This window comes from Variovorax boronicumulans, assembly GCF_009811375.1.
In the GTDB taxonomy this organism is placed as follows: Bacteria; Pseudomonadota; Gammaproteobacteria; order Burkholderiales; family Burkholderiaceae_C; genus Variovorax; species Variovorax boronicumulans.
Map to the genome: position 1 here is coordinate 1,235,688 of NZ_BKDH01000001.1, position 20,068 is coordinate 1,255,755.

17 protein-coding genes are annotated in these 20,068 nt (G+C 69.5%); all 17 read left to right on the top strand.

The genetic code is table 11. The annotated features are described in order from the left end of the window. The first annotated feature begins 13 nt into the window (after positions 1-13). The 17 genes from VHAB30_RS05700 (at position 14) to VHAB30_RS05780 (ending at position 20,038) form a co-directional block, all read left to right on the top strand. The gene (locus VHAB30_RS05700; RefSeq protein ID WP_159276121.1) at positions 14-1,171 is read left to right on the top strand and encodes an acyl-CoA dehydrogenase family protein; all 1,158 of its coding nucleotides are present in this window, start codon (positions 14-16) and stop codon (positions 1,169-1,171) included. A gap of 24 nt (positions 1,172-1,195) precedes the next feature. Next, complete coding sequence (locus VHAB30_RS05705) at positions 1,196-2,212, top strand: acyl-CoA dehydrogenase family protein (protein WP_159276122.1); 1,017 nt, start codon at positions 1,196-1,198, stop codon at positions 2,210-2,212. Positions 2,213-2,266: 54 nt separating this feature from the next. Continuing rightward, positions 2,267-3,376 carry a CaiB/BaiF CoA transferase family protein gene (locus VHAB30_RS05710; RefSeq protein WP_159276123.1) on the top strand — a complete coding sequence of 370 codons (1,110 nt, stop codon included), beginning with the start codon at positions 2,267-2,269 and terminating at the stop codon, positions 3,374-3,376. Between the two features lie 60 nt (positions 3,377-3,436). Then, a complete protein-coding gene (locus VHAB30_RS05715) occupies positions 3,437-6,199 on the top strand; it encodes a LuxR C-terminal-related transcriptional regulator (RefSeq protein WP_159276124.1) in 2,763 nt (920 codons plus the stop codon). A 140-nt stretch (positions 6,200-6,339) separates the two neighbouring features. Further along, positions 6,340-7,278, top strand: coding sequence for an SDR family oxidoreductase (locus tag VHAB30_RS05720; protein ID WP_159276125.1), 939 nt, complete (start codon positions 6,340-6,342; stop codon positions 7,276-7,278). A gap of 45 nt (positions 7,279-7,323) precedes the next feature. Further along, positions 7,324-8,895, top strand: coding sequence for an acyl-CoA synthetase (locus VHAB30_RS05725; protein WP_159276126.1), 1,572 nt, complete (start codon positions 7,324-7,326; stop codon positions 8,893-8,895). Next, positions 8,892-9,734, top strand: a complete 843-nt coding sequence (locus tag VHAB30_RS05730; RefSeq protein ID WP_159276127.1) for an enoyl-CoA hydratase/isomerase family protein — start codon at positions 8,892-8,894, stop codon at positions 9,732-9,734. The genes VHAB30_RS05725 and VHAB30_RS05730 overlap by 4 nt, the downstream gene beginning before the upstream one ends. Positions 9,735-9,753: 19 nt before the next feature. Continuing rightward, entirely contained in the window at positions 9,754-10,941 is a 1,188-nt protein-coding gene (locus VHAB30_RS05735) for a lipid-transfer protein (protein ID WP_159276128.1), read from the top strand. Between the two features lie 57 nt (positions 10,942-10,998). Further along, positions 10,999-12,000 carry a Bug family tripartite tricarboxylate transporter substrate binding protein gene (locus VHAB30_RS05740; RefSeq protein ID WP_159276129.1) on the top strand — a complete coding sequence of 334 codons (1,002 nt, stop codon included), beginning with the start codon at positions 10,999-11,001 and terminating at the stop codon, positions 11,998-12,000. Positions 12,001-12,077: 77 nt separating this feature from the next. Next, entirely contained in the window at positions 12,078-13,049 is a 972-nt protein-coding gene (locus VHAB30_RS05745; RefSeq protein ID WP_159276130.1) for a Bug family tripartite tricarboxylate transporter substrate binding protein, read from the top strand. A gap of 126 nt (positions 13,050-13,175) precedes the next feature. After that, positions 13,176-14,315, top strand: coding sequence for an acyl-CoA dehydrogenase family protein (locus VHAB30_RS05750; protein WP_159276131.1), 1,140 nt, complete (start codon positions 13,176-13,178; stop codon positions 14,313-14,315). 57 nt (positions 14,316-14,372) lie between these two features. Then, the gene (locus VHAB30_RS05755) at positions 14,373-15,560 is read left to right on the top strand and encodes a lipid-transfer protein (protein ID WP_159276132.1); all 1,188 of its coding nucleotides are present in this window, start codon (positions 14,373-14,375) and stop codon (positions 15,558-15,560) included. Positions 15,561-15,573: 13 nt separating this feature from the next. Next, the gene (locus VHAB30_RS05760) at positions 15,574-16,026 is read left to right on the top strand and encodes a MaoC family dehydratase N-terminal domain-containing protein (RefSeq protein WP_159276133.1); all 453 of its coding nucleotides are present in this window, start codon (positions 15,574-15,576) and stop codon (positions 16,024-16,026) included. Positions 16,027-16,030: 4 nt separating this feature from the next. After that, entirely contained in the window at positions 16,031-16,450 is a 420-nt protein-coding gene (locus tag VHAB30_RS05765) for a MaoC family dehydratase (RefSeq protein WP_159276134.1), read from the top strand. Positions 16,451-16,475: 25 nt separating this feature from the next. Beyond that, positions 16,476-17,306: an SDR family NAD(P)-dependent oxidoreductase gene (locus VHAB30_RS05770; RefSeq protein ID WP_062474014.1), complete on the top strand. Its 831-nt coding sequence runs from the start codon at positions 16,476-16,478 to the stop codon at positions 17,304-17,306. Between the two features lie 25 nt (positions 17,307-17,331). Next, positions 17,332-19,041: an AMP-binding protein gene (locus VHAB30_RS05775; protein WP_159276135.1), complete on the top strand. Its 1,710-nt coding sequence runs from the start codon at positions 17,332-17,334 to the stop codon at positions 19,039-19,041. Positions 19,042-19,063: 22 nt separating this feature from the next. Further along, the gene (locus VHAB30_RS05780; RefSeq protein WP_159276136.1) at positions 19,064-20,038 is read left to right on the top strand and encodes a tripartite tricarboxylate transporter substrate binding protein; all 975 of its coding nucleotides are present in this window, start codon (positions 19,064-19,066) and stop codon (positions 20,036-20,038) included. The last annotated feature ends 30 nt before the right edge of the window (positions 20,039-20,068 follow it).

Consider the following 20,068-nt stretch of genomic DNA (forward strand, 5'->3'; position numbering starts at 1 on the left):
TGAGGACACACCATTGAACACCCTGCAATCGTTTTCGCTGGTCGCGATTCCACCGGAGGACGAAGCCCTGCGCGCGCCGGTGCGCGCCTTCCTGCAGTCGGCGCTGCACGGCGTTGCGCCGGCCGTGCGGGCGCGCTCCTGGATGGGGTTCGACGCCGACTTCAGCCGCGCGCTCGGGCGTCAGGGCTGGATCGGCCTGACGCTGCCCCAGGCCTATGGCGGCGCCGGGCGCAGCAGCTTCGCGCGCTTCGTGCTGCTGGAAGAACTGCTCGCCGCGGGCGCACCCGTCTCGGCCCACTGGATCGCGGACCGGCAGACCGCGCCGCTGATCCTGCGCTACGGCAGCGAGGCGCAGCGCGCGTTCTTCGTGCCGCGCATCGCGCGCGGCGAACTCTTCACCAGCATCGGCATGAGCGAGCCCGACACCGGCTCCGACCTGGCCGGTGTCCGCTCGCGCGCCGTGCCCACCGCCACCGGCTGGCGCCTGAACGGCCGCAAGATCTGGACGACCAATGCGCACCGCGCGCACTACATGTGCACGCTGGTCCGCACCTCGGGCACGTCGGAAGACCGGCACAAGGGCCTGTCGCAGTTGCTGGTCGACCTGACGCTGCCCGGCATCACCGTGCGGCCGATCCGCGATCTCAGCGGTGACGGACACTTCTGCGAGGTGCTCTTCGAGGATGTCGAGCTGCCGGCCGATGCGCTGGTCGGCGAAGAGGGCGCGGGCTGGCAACAGGTGACGGCCGAACTGGCCTTCGAGCGCAGCGGACCCGAGCGCATCTACTCCAGCTTGGTGCTCGCCGAAGCCTGGCTCGCCGAACTGCGCCAGGGCCCGGCGCCGGCTGCCGGCGTGCAGGTCATCGCGGGGCGCATCGCCGCGCGCATGGCGATGCTGCGCGCGATGTCGCTGGCCGTGGCGGAGCAGTTGGGCCGTGGGCTCGATCCCGCGTTCGAGGCCTCGCTGGTGAAAGACCTGGGCACCGAGTTCGAACAGGCGATACCCGGATGGATCGAGGAAGCCTTCGACGCGCCCGGCCATCCGGTGCCATCGGCCGGCCTGCTGCAAACCCTGGCCTACGTGACGCAACTGGCCCCCAGCTTTTCCCTGCGCGGCGGCACGCGCCAGATCATGCGCGGCATCATCGCCCGCGGGCTGGGCGTTCGCTAGCAGCGCCGCACACAAGGACACATGATGGACGACACACTCCTTGACGATTTCGAACGCCCGCTGCGCGCGCTGTGCACGGACGACACCTTGCGCACCGTCGAAGCCGGCGCGCCCACCGACGCGCTGTGGCAGGCCATCGATGCGCTCGGCTACACCGATGCACTCGTGGCGGAAGCGCAGGGCGGCGCAGGCCTGTCGCTGCGCGAGCTGTTCGCGCTCGTGTTCGCCGCGGGCAAGGCCGGGCTCGGGCTTCCCTTCGGCGAGACCGCCGTCGCGCGCGCACTGCTGGCGGCGGCGGGGCATGGCGAGCGGCGCGGCGCCGGCCCCATCGCGATCGCGCCGGGTGTTCCCGGCGACGCGGGTTCCATCGTTTGCCGCGACGTGCCCGGCGGCGCGCTCGCGCAGCAGGTGCTCGTGAGCTGGCAAGGCGAATGGCTGCTGTTGCCGCGCGATCGTGCAACGGCCACGCCGGGTGCATGGCGCCCGCAGGCTTCGGCCACCCTGCAGTGGCACACACCCGATCTCGCCGTGGCGCGCTTCGATGCGGGCGCAGCCGATGCCGTGGCGCTTTGCAACGCACTTCACGCCGCAGGCATGGCGGGCGCCATGGCGCGCGTGCTCGAACTGGTGACCGACTACGCGCGCGACCGCAAGCAGTTCGGCCGGCCGATCGCGCAGTTCCAGGCCGTGCAGCAGGAACTCAGCGTGCTGGGCGAGCAGGCGCATTCGGCCACGCTGGCCGCACGACTGGGATGCAGCGCTGCTGGCGTGCAACCCGATCCGTTGCTGGCGGCCACCGCGAAGCTGCGGGCCTGCGAGGCGGCGCGCAGCGTCTGCGCCATCGCGCACGCCGTGTTCGGTGCCATCGGCATCACCGAGGAACACGTGCTCGGCCTGTACACGCGCCGCCTGCATGAGTGGCGGGCCGTGCCGGGCACGGAGACGCAATGTGCGCGCCTGCTTGGCGAGGCCCTGCTCGCGCAGCCCGACGGGCTGTTCGATTTCGTCCGGCTGCGCTTGGCCGCGCCGGCCCTGGCCTGAGTTTTCACCAATCCGCGTGGCCGGCAGTCGCCACGCATCGAAGGAGACAAGCGAATGGGACCCTTGCAAGGAATCAGGATCGTCGAGCTCGCCGGCATCGGCCCGGGCCCCATGGCCTGCATGCTGCTGGCCGACCTGGGCGCCACGGTGCTGCGCATCGATCGCACCGAGGCGGCCGACCTGGGCGTCAAGCGCCCGGCCAAATACAACCTGCTGCTGCGCAACCGCCAATGCGCGATGCTCGACCTCAAGCAGCCCGCAGCCGTCGCGCAGGTGCTCGAGCTCGTGGAGAACGCCGACGTGCTGATCGAGGGGTTCAGGCCCGGCGTGGCGGAGCGCCTCGGGCTCGGGCCGGAAACCTGCCTTGCGCGCAATGCACGTCTCGTGTACGGCCGCATGACAGGCTGGGGCCAGACCGGCCCGCTCGCGCACGCCGCGGGCCACGACGTGAACTACCTCGCGCTCACCGGTGCGCTGAACGCCATCGGCCGCAAGGACCAGGCGCCTTCGATTCCCCTGGCCCTGGCCGGCGACATGGGCGGCGGCGCGCTCTACCTGGTGATGGGCGTGCTGGCGGCGCTGCTGGAAGCGCGCGGCTCCGGCCAGGGCCAGATCGTCGATGCCGCCATCGTCGACGGCGCGGCCTCGCTGGCCACCTCCTTCTACGGCCTGCATGCTGCGGGCTTGTGGGACGAGCGGCGCGGCACCAACATCCTGGACACCGGCGCGCCGTTCTACGAGGTCTACGAATGCCAGGACGGCGGCTGGATCTCGGTCGGCCCGATCGAGGCGCGCTTCTATGCGCAGCTGCTGCAGAAGCTGGACCTCGATGCCGCAGCGCTCGGCGACCAGCACGACCGCGGCGCATGGGCACAGGCCAAGGTGCAGATCGCGCAGCGCTTCAAGTCGCGCACGCGGCAACAGTGGTGCGATCTGCTCGAAGGCAGCGATGTCTGCTTTGCGCCGGTGCTGTCCTTTGCCGAGGCGCCGCAGCATGCGCACATGAAGGCGCGCGGCACCTTCGTCGAGGTCGAGGGCGTGGTGCAGCCGGCCCCGGCGCCGCGCTTCAGCCGCACCGTGCTCGCCATGCCCAGGGCGCCGCAGGAGTTGCCGGACGCCGACCTCGCCGCCATCGCCGCCGAATGGCGCACCGCGCGACGCTGACTTGCGCATCGGCGCTCCATACTGCGGGGAGTCTCTTCCTTCGTGTCCATGGATGAATCCTTGAACCCCAGCCTTGCGACGGTGCCGGAGCGCAGGATCGAACCGGTCGCCAGCACCAAGCTGCTTCCGCCACGTCCGTCGCGCCGGCTGGTGCCGCGCGACGCCTTGCAGGCGCGGCTGCTGGAGGCCCGGCGCCAGCGCTGCGTGGTCGTGCAGGGGCCCGCGGGCAGCGGCAAGACCAGCACCCTGGTGGCCTGGCGGCAGGCCCTGCTGGCGCTGGACTTCGACGTCGCCTGGCTGTCGCTGTCCGCCGAAGACTGCGAGCCGACACGCTTCTTCGACTGCCTGCTGGCCAGCATCGGCGAGGTCGATCCCGAGGCGGTGCGCGAGGCGGCGCTGCTGATGGGGCGGGACAGCGACGAGTCGGCGCTCGAGCACGCCGTGATCACGGTCGTGCAGGCCATCTCGTCGCGCTCGCGGGAGCTGGTGCTGATGCTCGACGACCTGCAGCACCTGGAGGACGCGCGCATCTTCCAGGTGCTGCAATGGCTGCTCGACTACGCACCGCCGCGGCTGCACCTGGCCTTCGCCTCGCGCACCGCCTTGCCGTTGTCGTTCGCGCGGCTGCGCTCCCAGGGCCTCGTGAGCGAGTTCGACCTGCGCGACCTGCGCTTCACCGCCGAGGAAACCGAGCGCTTCCTGCGCGAGCAGCTGGCCAGCGTCGACAAGCGCGACGTGCAGGTGCTGCACGAGCTCACCGATGGCTGGGTGGCCGGCCTGCAGCTGTTCGTGGTCGACATGCAGGCCAAGCGCGGCGCCCCGTATGCCCGGGTGCAGGTGCGCGACGCGCAGGCCTTTGCCAGCTACTTCGAAGGCGAAGTGCTGGCGCACCTGCCGCCCGATGAGCTGGCGCTGCTCACGCGGCTGGCCCTGTGCAACCGTTTCTGCGCCTCCCTGTGCGCCGCGTTGCTGGTGCTGCCGCACGCTGGTGCGGACATGGCGTTGCGGCTGGCGCGCCTCGATAGCGAGAACCTGTTCATCAGCCAGGTCAGCAGCCACGACCGCGAGACCTGGTATCGCGTGCATCCGCTGCTGCGCGAGATCCTGCTGGCGCGCCTGGAAAGGCTGCCGGGCGACGAACGCGGTGCGCTGCACGGCGCGGCCTGGCGCTGGTTCGAGGCGCACGGGCACTTCGACGAAGCCGTGCGCCATGCGGTGCTGGCGGGCGATGCGCACGCGGCAGCCGACATCGTGGAGGCCTGCGCGTCCGACCTGCTGGCCCGGGGCGAACTGACCTCGCTGGGCGGCCTCATGCGGCGGCTGCCGATGGCCCAGGTGCAGGCGCGCTTCGGGCTGCGGCTCGTGGCGGCCTACCTGCGCCTGTATGCGCGCGACATCGAAGCGCTGGAGGGCAGCATCTCGCAGCTGGAGGCGGAATTCGACACGCTGGACGCACTGCAGCGCCGGGGTCTCACGCTGCTGCGCGGCGGCCTGGCCCTTCAGCGCGACGACACCGAGACCCTGCTGGCGATCGCGCCGCAACTCGAAGCCATTCCCGACGACGCGCAGGCCATCTTCGCCGGGCGCAACCACCTGCTGGCCTGGATGCACATGTACCGCGATGCCTACGCCGAGGCCCGCGCGCTGCTGGAAGAGGCCGCGCAGCAGCACGGCACCTCGACCGGGCGCGGCCTGATCGCGCGCTGCCTCGCCGGCATGAGCTTTGCGCTCGAAGGCCGCATGACTGAAGCGGAGCACCTGTTCCGCGCGGTCCTGCAGGAGGCGCAAGGACACGGCGCCGCCCGCATCGGCGTGGCCAGCATGGCCGCGGGCCTGCAAAGCGACGTGCTCTACGAGTGGAACGAACTCGAGGCCGCCTGCAGCCTGCTCGAGCCTCGCATCGAGGTGCTGGAGCGCGCCTCGATTCCCGATGCGGTGCTGCGCGCCTTCGTCGTCCTGGCGTGCGCGCACTGGCTCGCGGGCCGCCGCCTCGAAGCGCTCGACCATCTCGATCACCTGGAGGACTACGCCGTGCGCCACAGCCTGGACCGCCTGCTCGCGCATGCGCTGGTCCTGCGCCTGCGCCTGTATCTCAAGCAAGGCGAGACCGCGCAGGCCGACCAGGTGTTCGAGCGGATCAAGGTGCTGAACGTGCGCCATGCCGATGCGGGCAAGGGCACGGCCGCCGAAACCTGGCGCATCACCGAGCGTGCGCGTGCCGACATGTGCCTGCACTGGAACGACTTCGACGGCGCCGTCGATTGCCTGAAGCCCCTCGTGGCCTGCACCGAATCGGCCGGCCGCTTGCGCATCCTGGCGGCCCTCCGGCTGCAACTGGCCATCGCGGAGTCGGGGCGCGGCAACCAGCGGCCCGCGCGTGAGCAGGCGATCGAAGCCTTGCGGCTGGGCCATCGGCTCGGTCTCGTGCGCAGCCTGCTGGACGTATCGGCGAACGTGCCGTCGCTCCTCGATGCGCTGCTGGCGGATACGGCGCTCGACCCGGTCCTTGCGTTCTATGCGCGGCGGCTGCTGGAGGCGGCCGCGGCCACGCGACGCGCACGCGCGGCTGTCCGCATGGCCAAGAGCGCCGCAGCCGAAGGCGTGGCCGTCGACCTGCTCAACGAGCGCGAGCGCGAGGTGCTCGACCTCGTGGCGCAGGCCATGCCCAACAAGAAGATTGCCCGCGTGCTGGGCGTCACGCCCCACACCGTGAAGTGGCATCTGCGCAAGATCTACAGCAAGCTGGGCGTCGCCGAGCGCGACGAAGCGGTCGCGCGCATGCGCGATCTCTCGCTGGTCCGGGAAACCCCCAGGCCGCACTGAACACCGGCTAGCCATCGCGGCTAGTGGCTCGCGGCCTTCGGCTTCGCATCATCGATGCACGCGACAGCGCCTGTCAGGCGACTGCCGCTGCGGACCGCCCGGTCCGGCACATCGATCCCAGCGAAACGAAAGGAATGGAGATGCAACAGCTCTGCAAGGACCGCGTGGTCGTCATCACCGGTGCCGGCCGCGGCCTCGGCCGCGAATACGCATTGGAGTTCGCGCGCCAGGGCGCGAAGGTGGTCGTCAACGACCTGGGCGCCAGGCCCGACGGCACGGGCGCCATGAACGGCCCCGCGCAGGAAGTGGTGGCCGAGATCCGCGCGATGGGCGGCGAGGCCGTGGCCAACACCGACGACGTGTCCGACTGGGAGGGTGCCAAGCGGCTGATCCAGTCCGCGATCACCGCGTTCGGCGGGCTCGACGTGCTGGTCAACAACGCCGGCATCCTGCGCGACAAGACGCTCGTGAACATGGACATCGACGATTTCGACGCCGTGATCCGCGTCCACCTGCGCGGCACCTTCGCACCGATGCGCCATGCCGCCGCGTACTGGCGCGAAGAAGCCAAGGCCGGCCGCCCGCGCGTGGCGCGCGTCGTCAACACCAGTTCGTCGTCGGGCCTGTACGGCATCGTCGGGCAGACCAACTATGGCGCGGCCAAGGCCGGCATCGCCAACATGACCATCGTCGCATCGCGCGAGCTGGAGCGCTATGGCGCGACGGTCAATGCGATCTACCCGACCGCGATGAGCCGCCTCACGGAAGACCTTTTCAAGAGCGGCCAGCTCAACCCCAAGGCACCGGCCGGCGCCGCAGGGTTCGACCCGCTGGACGCGGCGAACGTGGCGCCGCTGGTCGTCTGGCTGGGCAGCGTGCATTCCGGCGCCGTCACCGGCCGGGTGTTCGGCGCCAAGGGCGGGCGCATCACGGTGGCCGAAGGGTGGCGTGCCGGCCCTCATGTGCAGAAGGACAGCCGCTGGACCGTCGCCGAGCTGGGCGAGGTGCTGCCCGGCCTCGTCGCGCGCGCGGCGCCGAACGCCGACCTGAGCGGCCAGCTGAATGCGTCGAACGCGTGACATGAACAAGGACTGCGGACACCGGTCCGCCCCAGGAGGCACCGCATGAAAACGGCGAACTACCTTGGAGACTTTGCCGCCCTGACGCCGGACAAGCCCGCCGTCATCAACGGCAGCAGCGGCGAACGCCTCAGCTACCGCGAACTGGACGAACGCTCCAACCGGCTCGCACAGGTGCTGTACGCCCAGGGCCTGCGCCGCGGCGATTGCATCGCAATGCTGCTGGAGAACCACATGCGCTGCTTCGAGGTCGCCTGGGCCGCCTTTCGCTCGGGGCTGCTGCTGACGGCGGTCAACCGGTTCCTCACAGCGGGGGAGGTGGCTTACATCGTGGAGGACAGCGGTGCGCAGGTGCTGGTCTCCTCGGTCGCGATGGCCGGTGTCGCGGCCGAGCTGGCCGGCACCACGCCGCACTGCGCGCGGCGGCTGATGATCGACGGCGTCATTCCCGGGTGGGAGTCCTACGAGCAGGCCGTGGCCGGCGCGCCGGCGAAGCGGCTGGCCGAGGAGTGGGTGGGCGGCACGCTGCTGTACAGCTCCGGCACGACGGGCCGACCCAAGGGCATCGTGCGCGCGGCGGCCCGTGCGCGCTTCGACGACGACGTGGCCGACCCGCGCCTGATGATGATGCACCGGTACAAGTTCGACGCCGGTTCGGTCTACCTGTCGACGGCGCCGCTGTACCACGCAGCCCCGCTGTCCTATGCGACCAACACGCACTTCTTCGGCGGCACCGTGGTGTTCATGCCCAAGTTCGATGCGGTCGAGTCGCTGGCGCTGATCGAGCGTTACCGCGTCACCCACAGCCAGTGGGTGCCGACCATGTTCATCCGGTTGCTGAAGCTGCCGGACGCATCCCGCGAAGCCTTCGACCTGTCCAGCCACCGCGTGGCCATCCATGCCGCGGCGCCGTGCCCTGCCGAGGTCAAGCGCCGCATGATCGACTGGTGGGGCCCGATCGTGGTGGAGTACTACGGCGGCAGCGAGGGCAACGGCCTGACCTCCATCGACAGCCGGGAAGCGCTCGCGCACCCCGGCTCGGTGGGCCGTGCCGTGCTGGGCGTGCTGCGCATCTGCGACGACGACGGCAACGAGCTCGCGGCGGGCCAGGACGGACTGATCTATTTCGAGCGCGACAAGCTGCCCTTTCACTATCACCGCGACCCCGGCAAGACCCGCGCGGCCCAGCATCCACGGCACCCGAACTGGACCGCGATCGGCGACATCGGCCACCTCGACACGGACGGCTACCTGTACCTGACCGACCGGCTCTTCTACATGATCATTTCGGGCGGGGTGAACATCTACCCGCAGGCCATCGAGGATGCGCTGGCCCTGCACCCCAGCGTGCAGGACGCCGCCGTGATCGGCGTGCCCGACGCCGAGATGGGCGAGGCCGTGAAGGCCGTCATCGAGCCCGCGCCCGGCGTGGCGCCCACGCCGGCCTTGGCCGAAGCGCTCATCGCCTTCCTGCGCGGCAAGGTCGCGAGCTACATGCTGCCGCGCTCGGTGGACTTCATCGACGAGATGCCGCGCCTTCCTACCGGAAAGCTTTACAAGCGCGCGCTGCGCGAGCGCTATGCCAGGCCTGAACTGAACCAGGAACCACAGACATGAACGACACCACCGAAACCCTGCGTGCGTCGCAGTTGCGCATCGAGGGCGGTATCGCCGAACTCAGTCATCAGCGCCCGGCGCTGCGCAATGCGCTGTCGACCGAACTGCAGATGGACTACGTCGACGTGATCGCGCGCGTCGAGAGCGACCGCGAGATCCGCGTGCTGCTGATCACCGGCTCGGACGGCAGTTTCTCGGCCGGCGGCGACGTCAAGTTCATGCGCGAACGGCTGACCGATCCGAGCGTGGCGACGGCGGACTACATGCGCAGCCGGCTGCGCAAGGCGCACCAGTGGCTGACCCGCCTGCGCGAACTCGAGGTGCCGGTGGTCGCCGCGGTCGACGGGCCGGCCTACGGCGCGGGCTTCGGCCTGGCATTGCAGGCGGACTTCGTGCTCGCGTCGACACGCGCGGTGTTCTGCGCCTCGTTCGCGCGCCTGGGTGCCGTGCCCGACTTCGGCCTGCTGCACACGCTGCCGCGCATCGTGGGCCTGTCCCGCGCGAAGGAGCTCATGCTGACGGCGCGCCGCTTGGGGGCCGAGGAGGCGCAGGCCTGGGGCCTCGTGCATGCGGTCCATGCGGACGATGCGTTGCAGGCCGAGGCGAGGGCGTTCGCGCAGCGCCTGTGCGCAGGCCCGCGCGAGGCGGCCGGCATGACCAAGAACCTGGTCAACCGAAGTTTCGAGACCGACTGCGCCGCGATGTTCACGGCCGAGGCCAGCGCGCAGGCCGTGGCCATGCAGACGCCTTATCACGCCCAGGCCGTGGCCGACTTCGCGCGCGACGGCGCCTTCCGCTACGACTGGGACCGCATGGCGGCCGGGCGGTCCACCTCCTGAATCGCGAAGGAACAAGCGCATGACTGACAACGTTTTGGTCGCCGGCGTCGGCATGGTGCCTTTCACCAAGCCCGGCGCAGGCCCCAACTACCTGGAGATGGGCAGCGATGCCGTGCGCCTGGCGTTGGCTGACGCCGGCATCGGCTACGGCCAGTTGCAGATGGCCTTCGCGGGCTATGTCTATGGCGACACCAGTTGCGGGCAGGGCGTGCTGTACCGCGTGGGCCGCACGGCCCTTCCGGTGTTCAACGTCAACAACGCCTGCGCCACCGGCTCCAGCGCCCTCTACCTGGCACGCGCCGCGGTGCAGAGCGGACAGGTCGAGTGCGCGCTGGCGCTGGGTTTCGAGCAGATGCAGCCGGGGGCCACGCGTTCCAACTTTCCGGATCGCCCGATCCCGCGCGGCGACGTGCTGCCGATCCAGGACGCGCTGTGCGGCGATGCCGGCGAGATCCCGCGCAACCTGGTGACCTTCGGCGGCGCCGGCCGCGAGCACATGCGCCAGTACGGCACCCGGATGTCCACCTTCGCCGCGATCCGCGCCAAGGCCAGCCGCCATGCGGCGAACAACCCGCTGGCGCTGTTCAGGAAGGTCGTGACGACCGAAGACGTCATGAACGACCAGGTCATGTGGGAGGGCGTGATGACCCGCATGATGGCCTGCCCGCCCACCTGCGGCGCGGCCGCCGCGGTCGTCTGCTCGCCCGCGTTCGCGCGGCGGCACGGCCTGCGCACCGACGTCGCGATCCTGGCACAGGCCATGGTCACGGACCCGCAGGAGTCCTTCGAGCCGCCGACCATGAAAGGCTTCGTCGGCAGCTACATGGCTCAGCGCGCCTCGCGTGCGGTCTACGAGCAGGCCGGCGTCGATCCGCGGGACATCCCGGTGGTCGAACTGCACGACTGCTTCGCGCACAACGAACTGCTGAGCTACGAATCGCTGGGCCTGTGCCCCGAAGGCGGTGCCGAGCAGTTCGTGCTGGACGGCGACAACACCTACGGCGGCCGTGTCGTCACGAATCCCTCCGGCGGCCTGCTGTGCAAGGGCCATCCGCTGGGCGCCACCGGCCTGGCGCAGTGCTACGAGCTGACGCACCAGCTGCGCGGCACGGCGGACCGACGCCAGGTCGAGGGTGCGCGGCTGGCGCTGCAGCACAACCTGGGCCTGGGCGGCGCCTGCGTGGTCACGCTGTACGGCAGGCATTGAGTTTTTCAGACGGTTCCCGTCGTTGCGGCTTTCCGACTTTCACCAGGAGACAAGACCATGTTCACGCACTCGCAAGATGCCACCACCCTGCACCGGCGGGTCCTGCGGCTCAGCCTGTGGGGGGCCTTGCTGGGCCTTGCCGCATCGGCGACGGCGCAGCCCGCGGCCTATCCCGACCGGCCGGTGCGCATCGTGTCGGTCAGCGGCGCGGGCACCGGGGTCGACGACTTCACCCGGCTGGCCGCCAAGTACCTCAGCGACAAGACCGGCAAGTCGTTCTATGTGGAGAACCGGCCCGGCGCCAACAGCATCCTGGCATCGGACCACGTGGCCAAGGCGACACCCGACGGCTACACGCTGCTGCTGGCGGTGGCCAGCGCCGTGGCCGCCAACCCCTACATGTTCAAGAGCCTGCCCTACGACGCGAACAAGGACCTGCTGCCGATTGCGCGCATGTCCGTGGTCCCCATCGTGGTGACGGTGCCGGCCACGTCGCCGTACCGCAGCCTGGACGCCTTGCTGGCGGCCGCGCGCGCCCATCCCGGAAAGCTCAGCTATGGCACCAGCACATCGGGCTACAAGGTCATGACCGCGGCGATCAACGGCCTGGCGAAGGTCCAGGCGCTGGACGTGCCCTACAAGAGCTCGTCGGGCATGCTGCCCGACCTGCTCGCCGGCACCATCGACTACGCGATGCTGGAGGTGTCGCAGGCCGTGCCGCAGGTGGAAGGCGGCAAGCTCCGGGCACTGGCGGTGTCGAGCCCGGTGCGCGTTGCGGCGCTGCCCGATGTGCCCACGCTGGGCGAGCTGGGCCTGGGCGATGCCACCCTGACGAGCTGGCTGGGCCTGTTCGCGCCGGCCGGCACGCCGCGGCCCATCGTGGACAAGCTCTCGCTGCTGGCCGTGGAGTTCGTCGCGTCGCCTGAAGCCCAGGCGCATTTCACGCGGCGCGGCACGGCGGCCTACCCGGCGGCCTCGGCTGAGTTCACGAAGGCCATCCGCGAAGACCAGGCGCGCTGGAAGCACTACATCACGACCACGGGCCTTCAGCCGGAGTAGCGCGGCGGCGGCCCTTTCGCGTTCGACCTGTCCGTCTTGCCATCTGTCCGGACCGTGCGTCCGGCGAGGAACCCGCCATGCACCGCATCCAGACCTTCGTGCTCGCCGCCGCCCTGGCGTGCAGCGCTCCGGGCTTCGCCCAGGGCTTTCCGACCCGTTCCATCACCATGGTCGTGCCCGCGCCGGCCGGCGGCGCGTCGGATGCCATTGCACGCTCGCTGGCCGACGCGATGGGCAAGGCGCTGGGGCAGGTCATCGTCGTCGACAACAAGCCCGGCGCGTCGGGCATGCTGGCCACGCAGCTCGTCGCGCGTGCGCCCGCCGATGGCTACACGCTGCTGGTGACGCACACCACGCCCATCTACTACGCGCACCACACGTTCTCGAAGGTGCCCTACGACGTGCGTCGGGACCTCGCCTTCGTGACGCACATCTGCGATGCGAGCCTGGTGCTGGCGGTGCACAAGGATGTGCCTGCCAGGAACATGACGGAGTTCATTGCATGGGCCAGGTCCAACAAGGGCAAGGTCAGCTACGGCTCCTATGGCGTGGGCTCGTCCGGGCACCTGATGAGCTCCTACCTCGCCGAGTCACGGCAACTCGGCATGTCGCATGTGCCCTACAAGGGCGAGGCGCCCATGATCCAGGACCTCATCGGCGGGCACATCCCCTGGGCCTTCGCCACGGCCGGCTCCCTGTCGCCGCACTTCACGAGCGGCCAGTTGCGGCCGCTGGCCGTGGTGGGCGAGCAGCGGCTCGACGACCTGCCGGGCGTGCCGACGCTGATCGAGGCCGGCTTTCGCGACCCGGAGTTCAAGATCATCGGCGGGCTGACCATGATGGTGGCCGCGGGCACCCCGGCGCCCGTGCTCGCCCGCCTGGAGAAGGAGGCGAGGGCGGCCATTCAAACCGTGCAGCTCAGGGCGCGGTTCCAGGTCTTCGGCCTGATCGGCGTTGGCAACAGCGCCAAGGAGGCGCGCGAAGGCTTCGAAGCCAGCGGGCCGGTCATCGAGAAGCTCGTGCGGATCTCCGGGGCAAAGATGGACTGAATGCGTGCGCCGACTCGCCATTACGGCTAGTGAATCTTGCGCTGCGAGTGGCGATCATGAACCCCAAGGCGACCGGTTTCCCCAACGCCGAAGTTCCATCAACAGACGCATCGAGAGGAGCTCCCAGTGGATGTGAATCGCACGGTCTTTCGCGAAGACCACGAAATGCTCAGGCCCAGCGCACAGCGTTTCTTTGAACGCGAGTGCGTGCCTCGCCAGGCGGCGTGGGATCAGGCCGGCCGGATCGACCGCGAGACCTGGCTCAAGGCCGGACGCGAAGGCCTGCTGTGCGTGACGGTGCCGGCCGAATACGGCGGCGGTGGCGGCGACTTCGGCCATGCGGCGGTGGTCCTCGAAGAGGTGCACCGTGCGGGTGTGTCGGGCGCGGGGTTCTCGCTGCACTCCGACATCATTGCGCCGTACATCGTGCGCCTGGGCACCGAAGCGCAGAAGCAGCAATGGCTGCCCGGCATCTGCCGCGGCGAGCAGATCCTGGCGGTGGGCATCACCGAGCCAGGCGGCGGCTCCGACGTGAAGGCGATCCGTACCACCGCCGTGCGCGACGGCGACGACTACGTCATCAACGGCAGCAAGATCTTCATCAGCAACGGCCTGAGCTGCGACATGGTGCTGCTGGTGTGCAAGACCGCTCCGGCCGCCGGCGCCAAGGGCGTGAGCCTGATCATGGTCGAAGCCGACCGCGCGGGTTTTCGCCGCGGCCGCAAGCTCGACAAGGTGGGCCAGCCCGCGGCCGACACCGCCGAACTGTTCTTCGACAACGTGCGCGTTCCCGTGGCCAATCGCCTAGGCGAAGAGAACCAGGGCTTCGCCTACCTCATGCAGGAGCTGGCGCAGGAGCGCCTGATCATCGCTCTGTATGCCGCTGTTGCGCTGGAGCGCCTGCTCGGCCTCACGCTCGAGTACGTGAAGGACCGCCGCGCCTTCAACCAGACCGTGTGGGACTTCCAGAACACGAAGTTCAAGCTGGCCGACGTCAAGGCGCAGTCGGTGGCCGTGCGCACGCTGGTCGACTACTACCTGGGCGAACACCTGCGCCGCAAGCTCAGCGTGCAGGAGGCCGCCATCGCCAAGATGTACGCCACCGAGGCGCTGTGGAAGTGCCTGGACGACATGGTGCAGCTGCACGGCGGCTACGGCTACATGCTGGAGTACCCCATCGCACGCGCCTTCACCGACTACCGCGTCTCGCGCGTGGTGGGCGGCGCCAACGAGGTCATGCGCGACCTCATCGCACGCAAGCTGTAGGCACCGCGCTGCCTGCAACTTTCCTTCCTTCTTCCCCCTTACTGAACTGGAGAAACCATGAGTGAAAAAGTCCTGGTCGGCGGTGTCGGCATGATCCCGTTTGCCAAGCCCGGCGCGAGTCCGAGCTACACCGACATGGGCGCCGACGCGGTGCGCCGCGCGCTGGCCGATGCCGGCATCGGCTACGAGCTGGTGCAGCAGGCGTACGTGGGCTACGTGTACGGCGACTCGACCTGCGGGCAGACGGCGCTGTATGAGGTCGGGCTCACTGGCATTCCGGTCGTCAATGTCAACAACAACTGCTCGACCGGCTCGACCGCGCTGTACCTGGCACGCCAGGCCGTGGCGCTGGGCGACGCCGACTGCGTGTTGGCGCTGGGCTTCGAGCAGATGCAGGCCGGCGCGCTCAAGTCGCACTGGGACGACCGGCCGCGCACGCGGGCCCGCGTCTCGCACATCGTGAGCGACCTCACGGCCGACGTGCCCGAGCTGCCGCAGGCCCTGCGCACCTTCGGCGGCGCGGGCCGCGAGCACATGCAGAAGTACGGCACGAAGATGCAGACCTTTGCCGCCATTCGCGCCAAGGCCAGCCGGCATGCTGCCGCCAATCCGCTGGCGATCTTCAAGAACGTCCTCAGCACCGAGGACGTGATGAACGACAAAGTGATGTGGCCCGGCGTGATGACGCGCCTGATGGCCTGCCCGCCGACCTGCGGCGCGGCCGCCGCGCTGATCGTGTCCGAGAAGTTCGCGAAGAAGCATGGCCTGCGCAGCGACGTGCAGATCCTGGCGCAGGCGATGACCACCGACCCGGTCGCCTCCTTCGATCCGCCCTCGATGATCAGCTACGCCGGCTTCCACATGGCACAGGCGGCGGCGAACAAGGTCTACGAGAAGGCCGGCGTCGACCCCGCGGACATCCGCGTCTGCGAGCTGCACGACTGCTTTGCCCAGAACGAACTGCTGACCTACGAGGCGCTGGGCCTGTGCCCGGTGGGCGAGGGCGAGAAGTTCGTCGAGGACGGCGACAACACCTACGGCGGGCGGGTGGTGACCAATCCGTCGGGCGGCCTGTTGTCCAAGGGCCATCCGCTGGGCGCAACGGGTCTCGCGCAGTGCTACGAGCTGACGCACCAGCTGCGCGGCACGGCCGACCAGCGGCAGGTGGACGGCGTGACGCTCGCGCTGCAGCACAACCTGGGTCTGGGCGGCGCCTGCGTGGTGACGCTGTACGGCCGCAACTGAGCAGGGACGCGACATGCTCGACCGCAACCTGATCGGCCACGCCCTCGGCAAGCGCAGCCTCACCGTCGAAGAGGGCGCCGTGCGCTCGTACGCGCAGGCCATCGGCGAGACCGATGCCACCTACCTCGATGCGTCGGCCGCACGCGACGCCGGCCACCGCGCGCTGCGCGTGCCGCCCACCTTCCTGTCGTGCCTGGAAGGCCGGCTGTTCCAGACGCGCGCGCTGCTGGAGCTGGCCCGCATCGACCTCAAGCGCCTGCTGCATGCGGAGCAAAGCTACGAGTACCACGCACAGGCCTATGCCGGCGATGTCCTCAGCTACGAGCCGAAGATCGTCGACGTCTACGACAAGAAGGGCGGCGCGCTGGAGTTCCTGGTGAAGCAGACCCGCGTGACCAACCAGGACGGCGTGCACATCGCCGACCTGCGCACGGCCCTCGTGCAACGCCAGCTCGCACAGGCATGACCACATGACGACCCCGGCACTGAAAGACCTGCAGGTGGGCGACAGCATTCCCGCGCTGCAGCTGCCCGCGATCTCCCGCACCACGCTGGCGCTGTATGCCGGCGCCTCGGGCGACCACAACCCGATTCACATCGACATCGACTTCGCCCGCAATGCCGGCCTGGACGACGTGTTCGCGCACGGCATGTTGTCGGCCGCCTACGTGGGACGGCTGGTCTCGGACTGGGCAGGGCAGGAGCGCCTGCGGCGCCTGCATGTGCGCTTCACCGGCATCACGCAGGTGCACGACGTGCCGCTGTGCACCGGCCGCGTGACCGAGCGCTTCGAGCACGAAGGCGAGCCGCGCCTGCGTGTCGAAGTGCAGTGCGCCAACCAGAACGGCGACGTGAAGATCCTCGGCGAAGCCGTGGTGGCCGCCCTTTGAAATTCATCCACAGGAGAAAGCAAGCATGAACAGAAATCTCGAAGGCAAAGTGGCCATGGTCACCGGCGCAGGACGCGGCATCGGCCGGTGCATCGCGCTGAAGCTCGCCCATGAAGGCGCCAAGGTGGTGGTCAACGACCTCGACGCCGCACCGGCCGAAGAGGTGGTGGCCGAGATCCGCGCCGCCGGCGGCCAGGCCGTCGCGTTCGCCAGCAGCGTGACCGCGCCGGACTTCGGCACCAACTTCGTCAAGGCGACGCTCGACGCCTTCGGCGCCATCGACATCATCGTCAACAACGCCGGCTACACCTGGGACAACGTGATCCAGAAGATGAGCGATGAGCAGTGGGACGCGATCCTGGACTGCCACCTGAAGGCGCCGTTCCAGGTGCTGCGCGCCGCACAGCCGTACTTCCGCGAAGTGAGCAAGGCCGAGGCCGAGAACGGCAAGGAGGTGTTTCGCAAGGTGGTGAACATCTCCTCGATCTCGGGCACGCAGGGCAGCACGGGCCAGGTCAACTACTCGGCGGCCAAGGCGGGCCTGGTGGGCATGACCAAGACGCTGGCCAAGGAATGGGGCCGCATGAAGGTCAACGTGAACTGCGTGGCCTTCGGCTTCATCGCCACCCGGCTCACGCAGCCCGTGAAGGAGGCCAAGACAATCCAGATCGAGGGCAAAGAGATCCGAATCGGCGTGCGGCCCGAGACCATCGAGCGCGCCAGCAGCGAGATTCCGCTGGGCCGCCCCGGCACGCCCGAGGAAGCGGCGGGCTCGGTCTACATGTTCTGCATTCCGGAGTCGAACTACGTCACCGGCCAGACGCTGATCTGCGGCGGCGGGCGCGGCGGTTTCTAGCCAGGCACGCTTCAAGGCAGCTTTCATGGCACGGTTGACCCGCCACTACGCACACTGGCCCGCCGGCGTTCCGCAGACGCTGGAAGTGGCCGATCGCAACCTGTTCAGCCACCTCGCCAGAAGCGCCGAGGCCGCGCCGGACAAGGTCGCGATCTCCTACTACGGACGCTCGACCAGCTACCGCAGCCTGCATGCCGATGCGCTGGCGCTGGCCGGCTACCTGCAGCAGCGGCTGGGCGTGCGGCGCGGCGACCGCGTGCTGCTGCTGATGCAGAACTGCCCGCAGTTCGTCATCGCCTACTACGCGGTGCTGCGGTGCGACGCCGTGGTGGTGGCGATGAACGCCATGAGCACCGCCGAGGAGGTCGCCTACTACGCCAGCGATTCCGGCGCGCGGGTGCTGATCGCCACGCAGGACATGATGGACAGGGCGCAGTCCCTGCTCGACGACAACCGCCTGGACGGCTGCGTGGTCGGCGCGGTCTCCGAGCTGGCCGGAAGGCCGCAGGATGTGCCCTTCCTCGAGATTCCCGAGTTCGTGCGCGAAGCGCGGCGGCCGTTGGGCGGCCCCGGGCTGCACACGTTCTCCGGCGCGCTCGCGGCAGGCATCGCGCCGACCCCGATGCAGGGCGGGGGCGGCGACCTTGCCGTGGTGGCCTACACCTCGGGCACCACCGGCAAGCCCAAGGGCGCCATGCTGACCCACCGCAACTTCGCCCATGCATCGCTGCAGCGCGTGCAGTGGCTGTCGGAGCAGGCCGACCAGTCCGAGCTGCTGGTGCTGCCGGCCAGCCACCTGGCCGGCATGAACGTGATGAACCTGGCGATCTACGTCGGGCGCACCGTCGTGCTGCTGTCGCGCTGGGATGGCGACGCGGTGGTCGAGCTGATCGAGCGGCTGCGCCTGTACGCCTGGTGCGCCGTCACGCCGATGCTGGCCGAGGTGTTCTCGCGGCCCGACATCGCGCAGCGCGACCTGTCGTCGCTGCGGCGGCTCTATGGCGGCGCCACGGCCATGCCCGAGGCGCTGATCCGCAAGATCGAGGAACGGCTGGGGCTGTCCTTCATCGAAAGCTACGGCCTCACGGAGGCCTGCGGCGCCTCGCACATCAACCCGCCCCACGCGGCGCGGCGCCAGTGCGCGGGCGTGCCGCACATCAACTGCGATGCCCGCGTGATCGATCCGGACTCGGGCGCGGAACTGGGGCCCGCGCACCCCGGGGAAATCGTGATCCACGCGCCGACCCTGTTCGAGGGCTATTGGAACCAGCCGGAGGCCACGGCGGCGGCGACCATCGAGATCGACGGCAAGCGCTTCCTGCGCAGCGGCGACATCGGCCATCACGACGAGGACGGCTATTTCTATGTCACCGACCGGCTCAAGCGGATGATCAACGCGGCGGGCCTGAAGATCTGGCCCGCCGAGATCGAGACCTCGCTGTACGGCCACCCGGCGGTGCAGGAAGCCTGCGTGATCTCGGCCTTCGATGCGCGCCGCGGCGAGACCGTCAAGGCCTTCGTCGTGCTGCGTCCGGCGGCGCGCGGCACGCTGGCGCCGGAGGCGGTGACGGAATGGGCGCGCACGCGCCTGTCGGCCTACAAGGTGCCGCGCCTGGTCGAGTTCGTCGAGGCCCTGCCCAAGACCGCGACCGGAAAGATCCTGTGGCGCGAGATGCAGGCGCAGCAGGACGCGAACGATCAGGCCGCGCGCGCTGCCGCACTCGCGCTCACGTGAAGACCCTCCAAGGAGACAAGACATGAACAAGAAGATCGGTGCCGTGTGGCTGGCCCTGGCCGTGGCCGTCCCCACGCTCTCGCAGGCCCAGGCCGACGAGGGGTATCCCTCTCGCGCGGTGCGCTTCATCGTGCCCATCGGGCCCGGCAGCAGCGGCGACACGCTCACGCGGCTGATGGCGGAGCAGTTCAGGGCCGTCTCGGGGCAGGCGACCTTCGTCGAGAACCGGCCCGGCGCCGATCTTGTCGTGGGCACGCAGAACCTGCTGGGCGCGCCGGCGGACGGTCATTCGGTGGTGCTCGTCAGCAACAGCACCATGGTGATCAACCCGCTGGTCATCAAGGACCTGCCCTACAAGGTGGAAGACCTGACGCCGATGCTCGACCTGGTGCGCATTCCGGCCGTGCTGGTGACATCGCCCGACTCGCGGTTCAAGACGCTGGGCGACCTGCTCGATGCGGCCCGCAAGGCGCCGGGGTCGGTCAGCATCGGTGTCTACGGCAACTCGTACAGGCTGGGCGCACTGGACCTCGCGCGCCGGGCGGGCGTGAAGTTCAACGCCATTCCCTACAAGGGCGCCTCGCAGGCCATCGCCGACGTGATCGGCGGCGTGGCCGATGCGGCGCTGACCGATGTCGGCGGCGCGGCGCCGCTGATCGCCTCGGGCAAGGTGCGGGGGCTGGGCGTGTCGTCGGGCAAGCGCCATGCGTTGATGCCGGGAGTGCCCACCGTGCAGGAAGGCGGCGTGGCCGACTACACGCTCTTCACCTTCATCGGCTTTGCGATCCGTGCCAAGACGCCGGCGCCGATTGCCGGCAAGTTCGAGGCACTGATGGTGCGCGCGGCCGCAGACCCCGCGTTCCGCGAGCAGGTGGTGCGCATCAGCGGCGGGGAGTTCGCCGGCACGGGGCGGGAGCCGTTCAGCGCGATGATCGCCAGCGAATCGGTGCGCACGCGCGAACTGGTCAAGCTGGCCGGGCCGAATTTCATGCAGTGATCGATCGCGCGGTCCCCGGCGCCGTGGCAC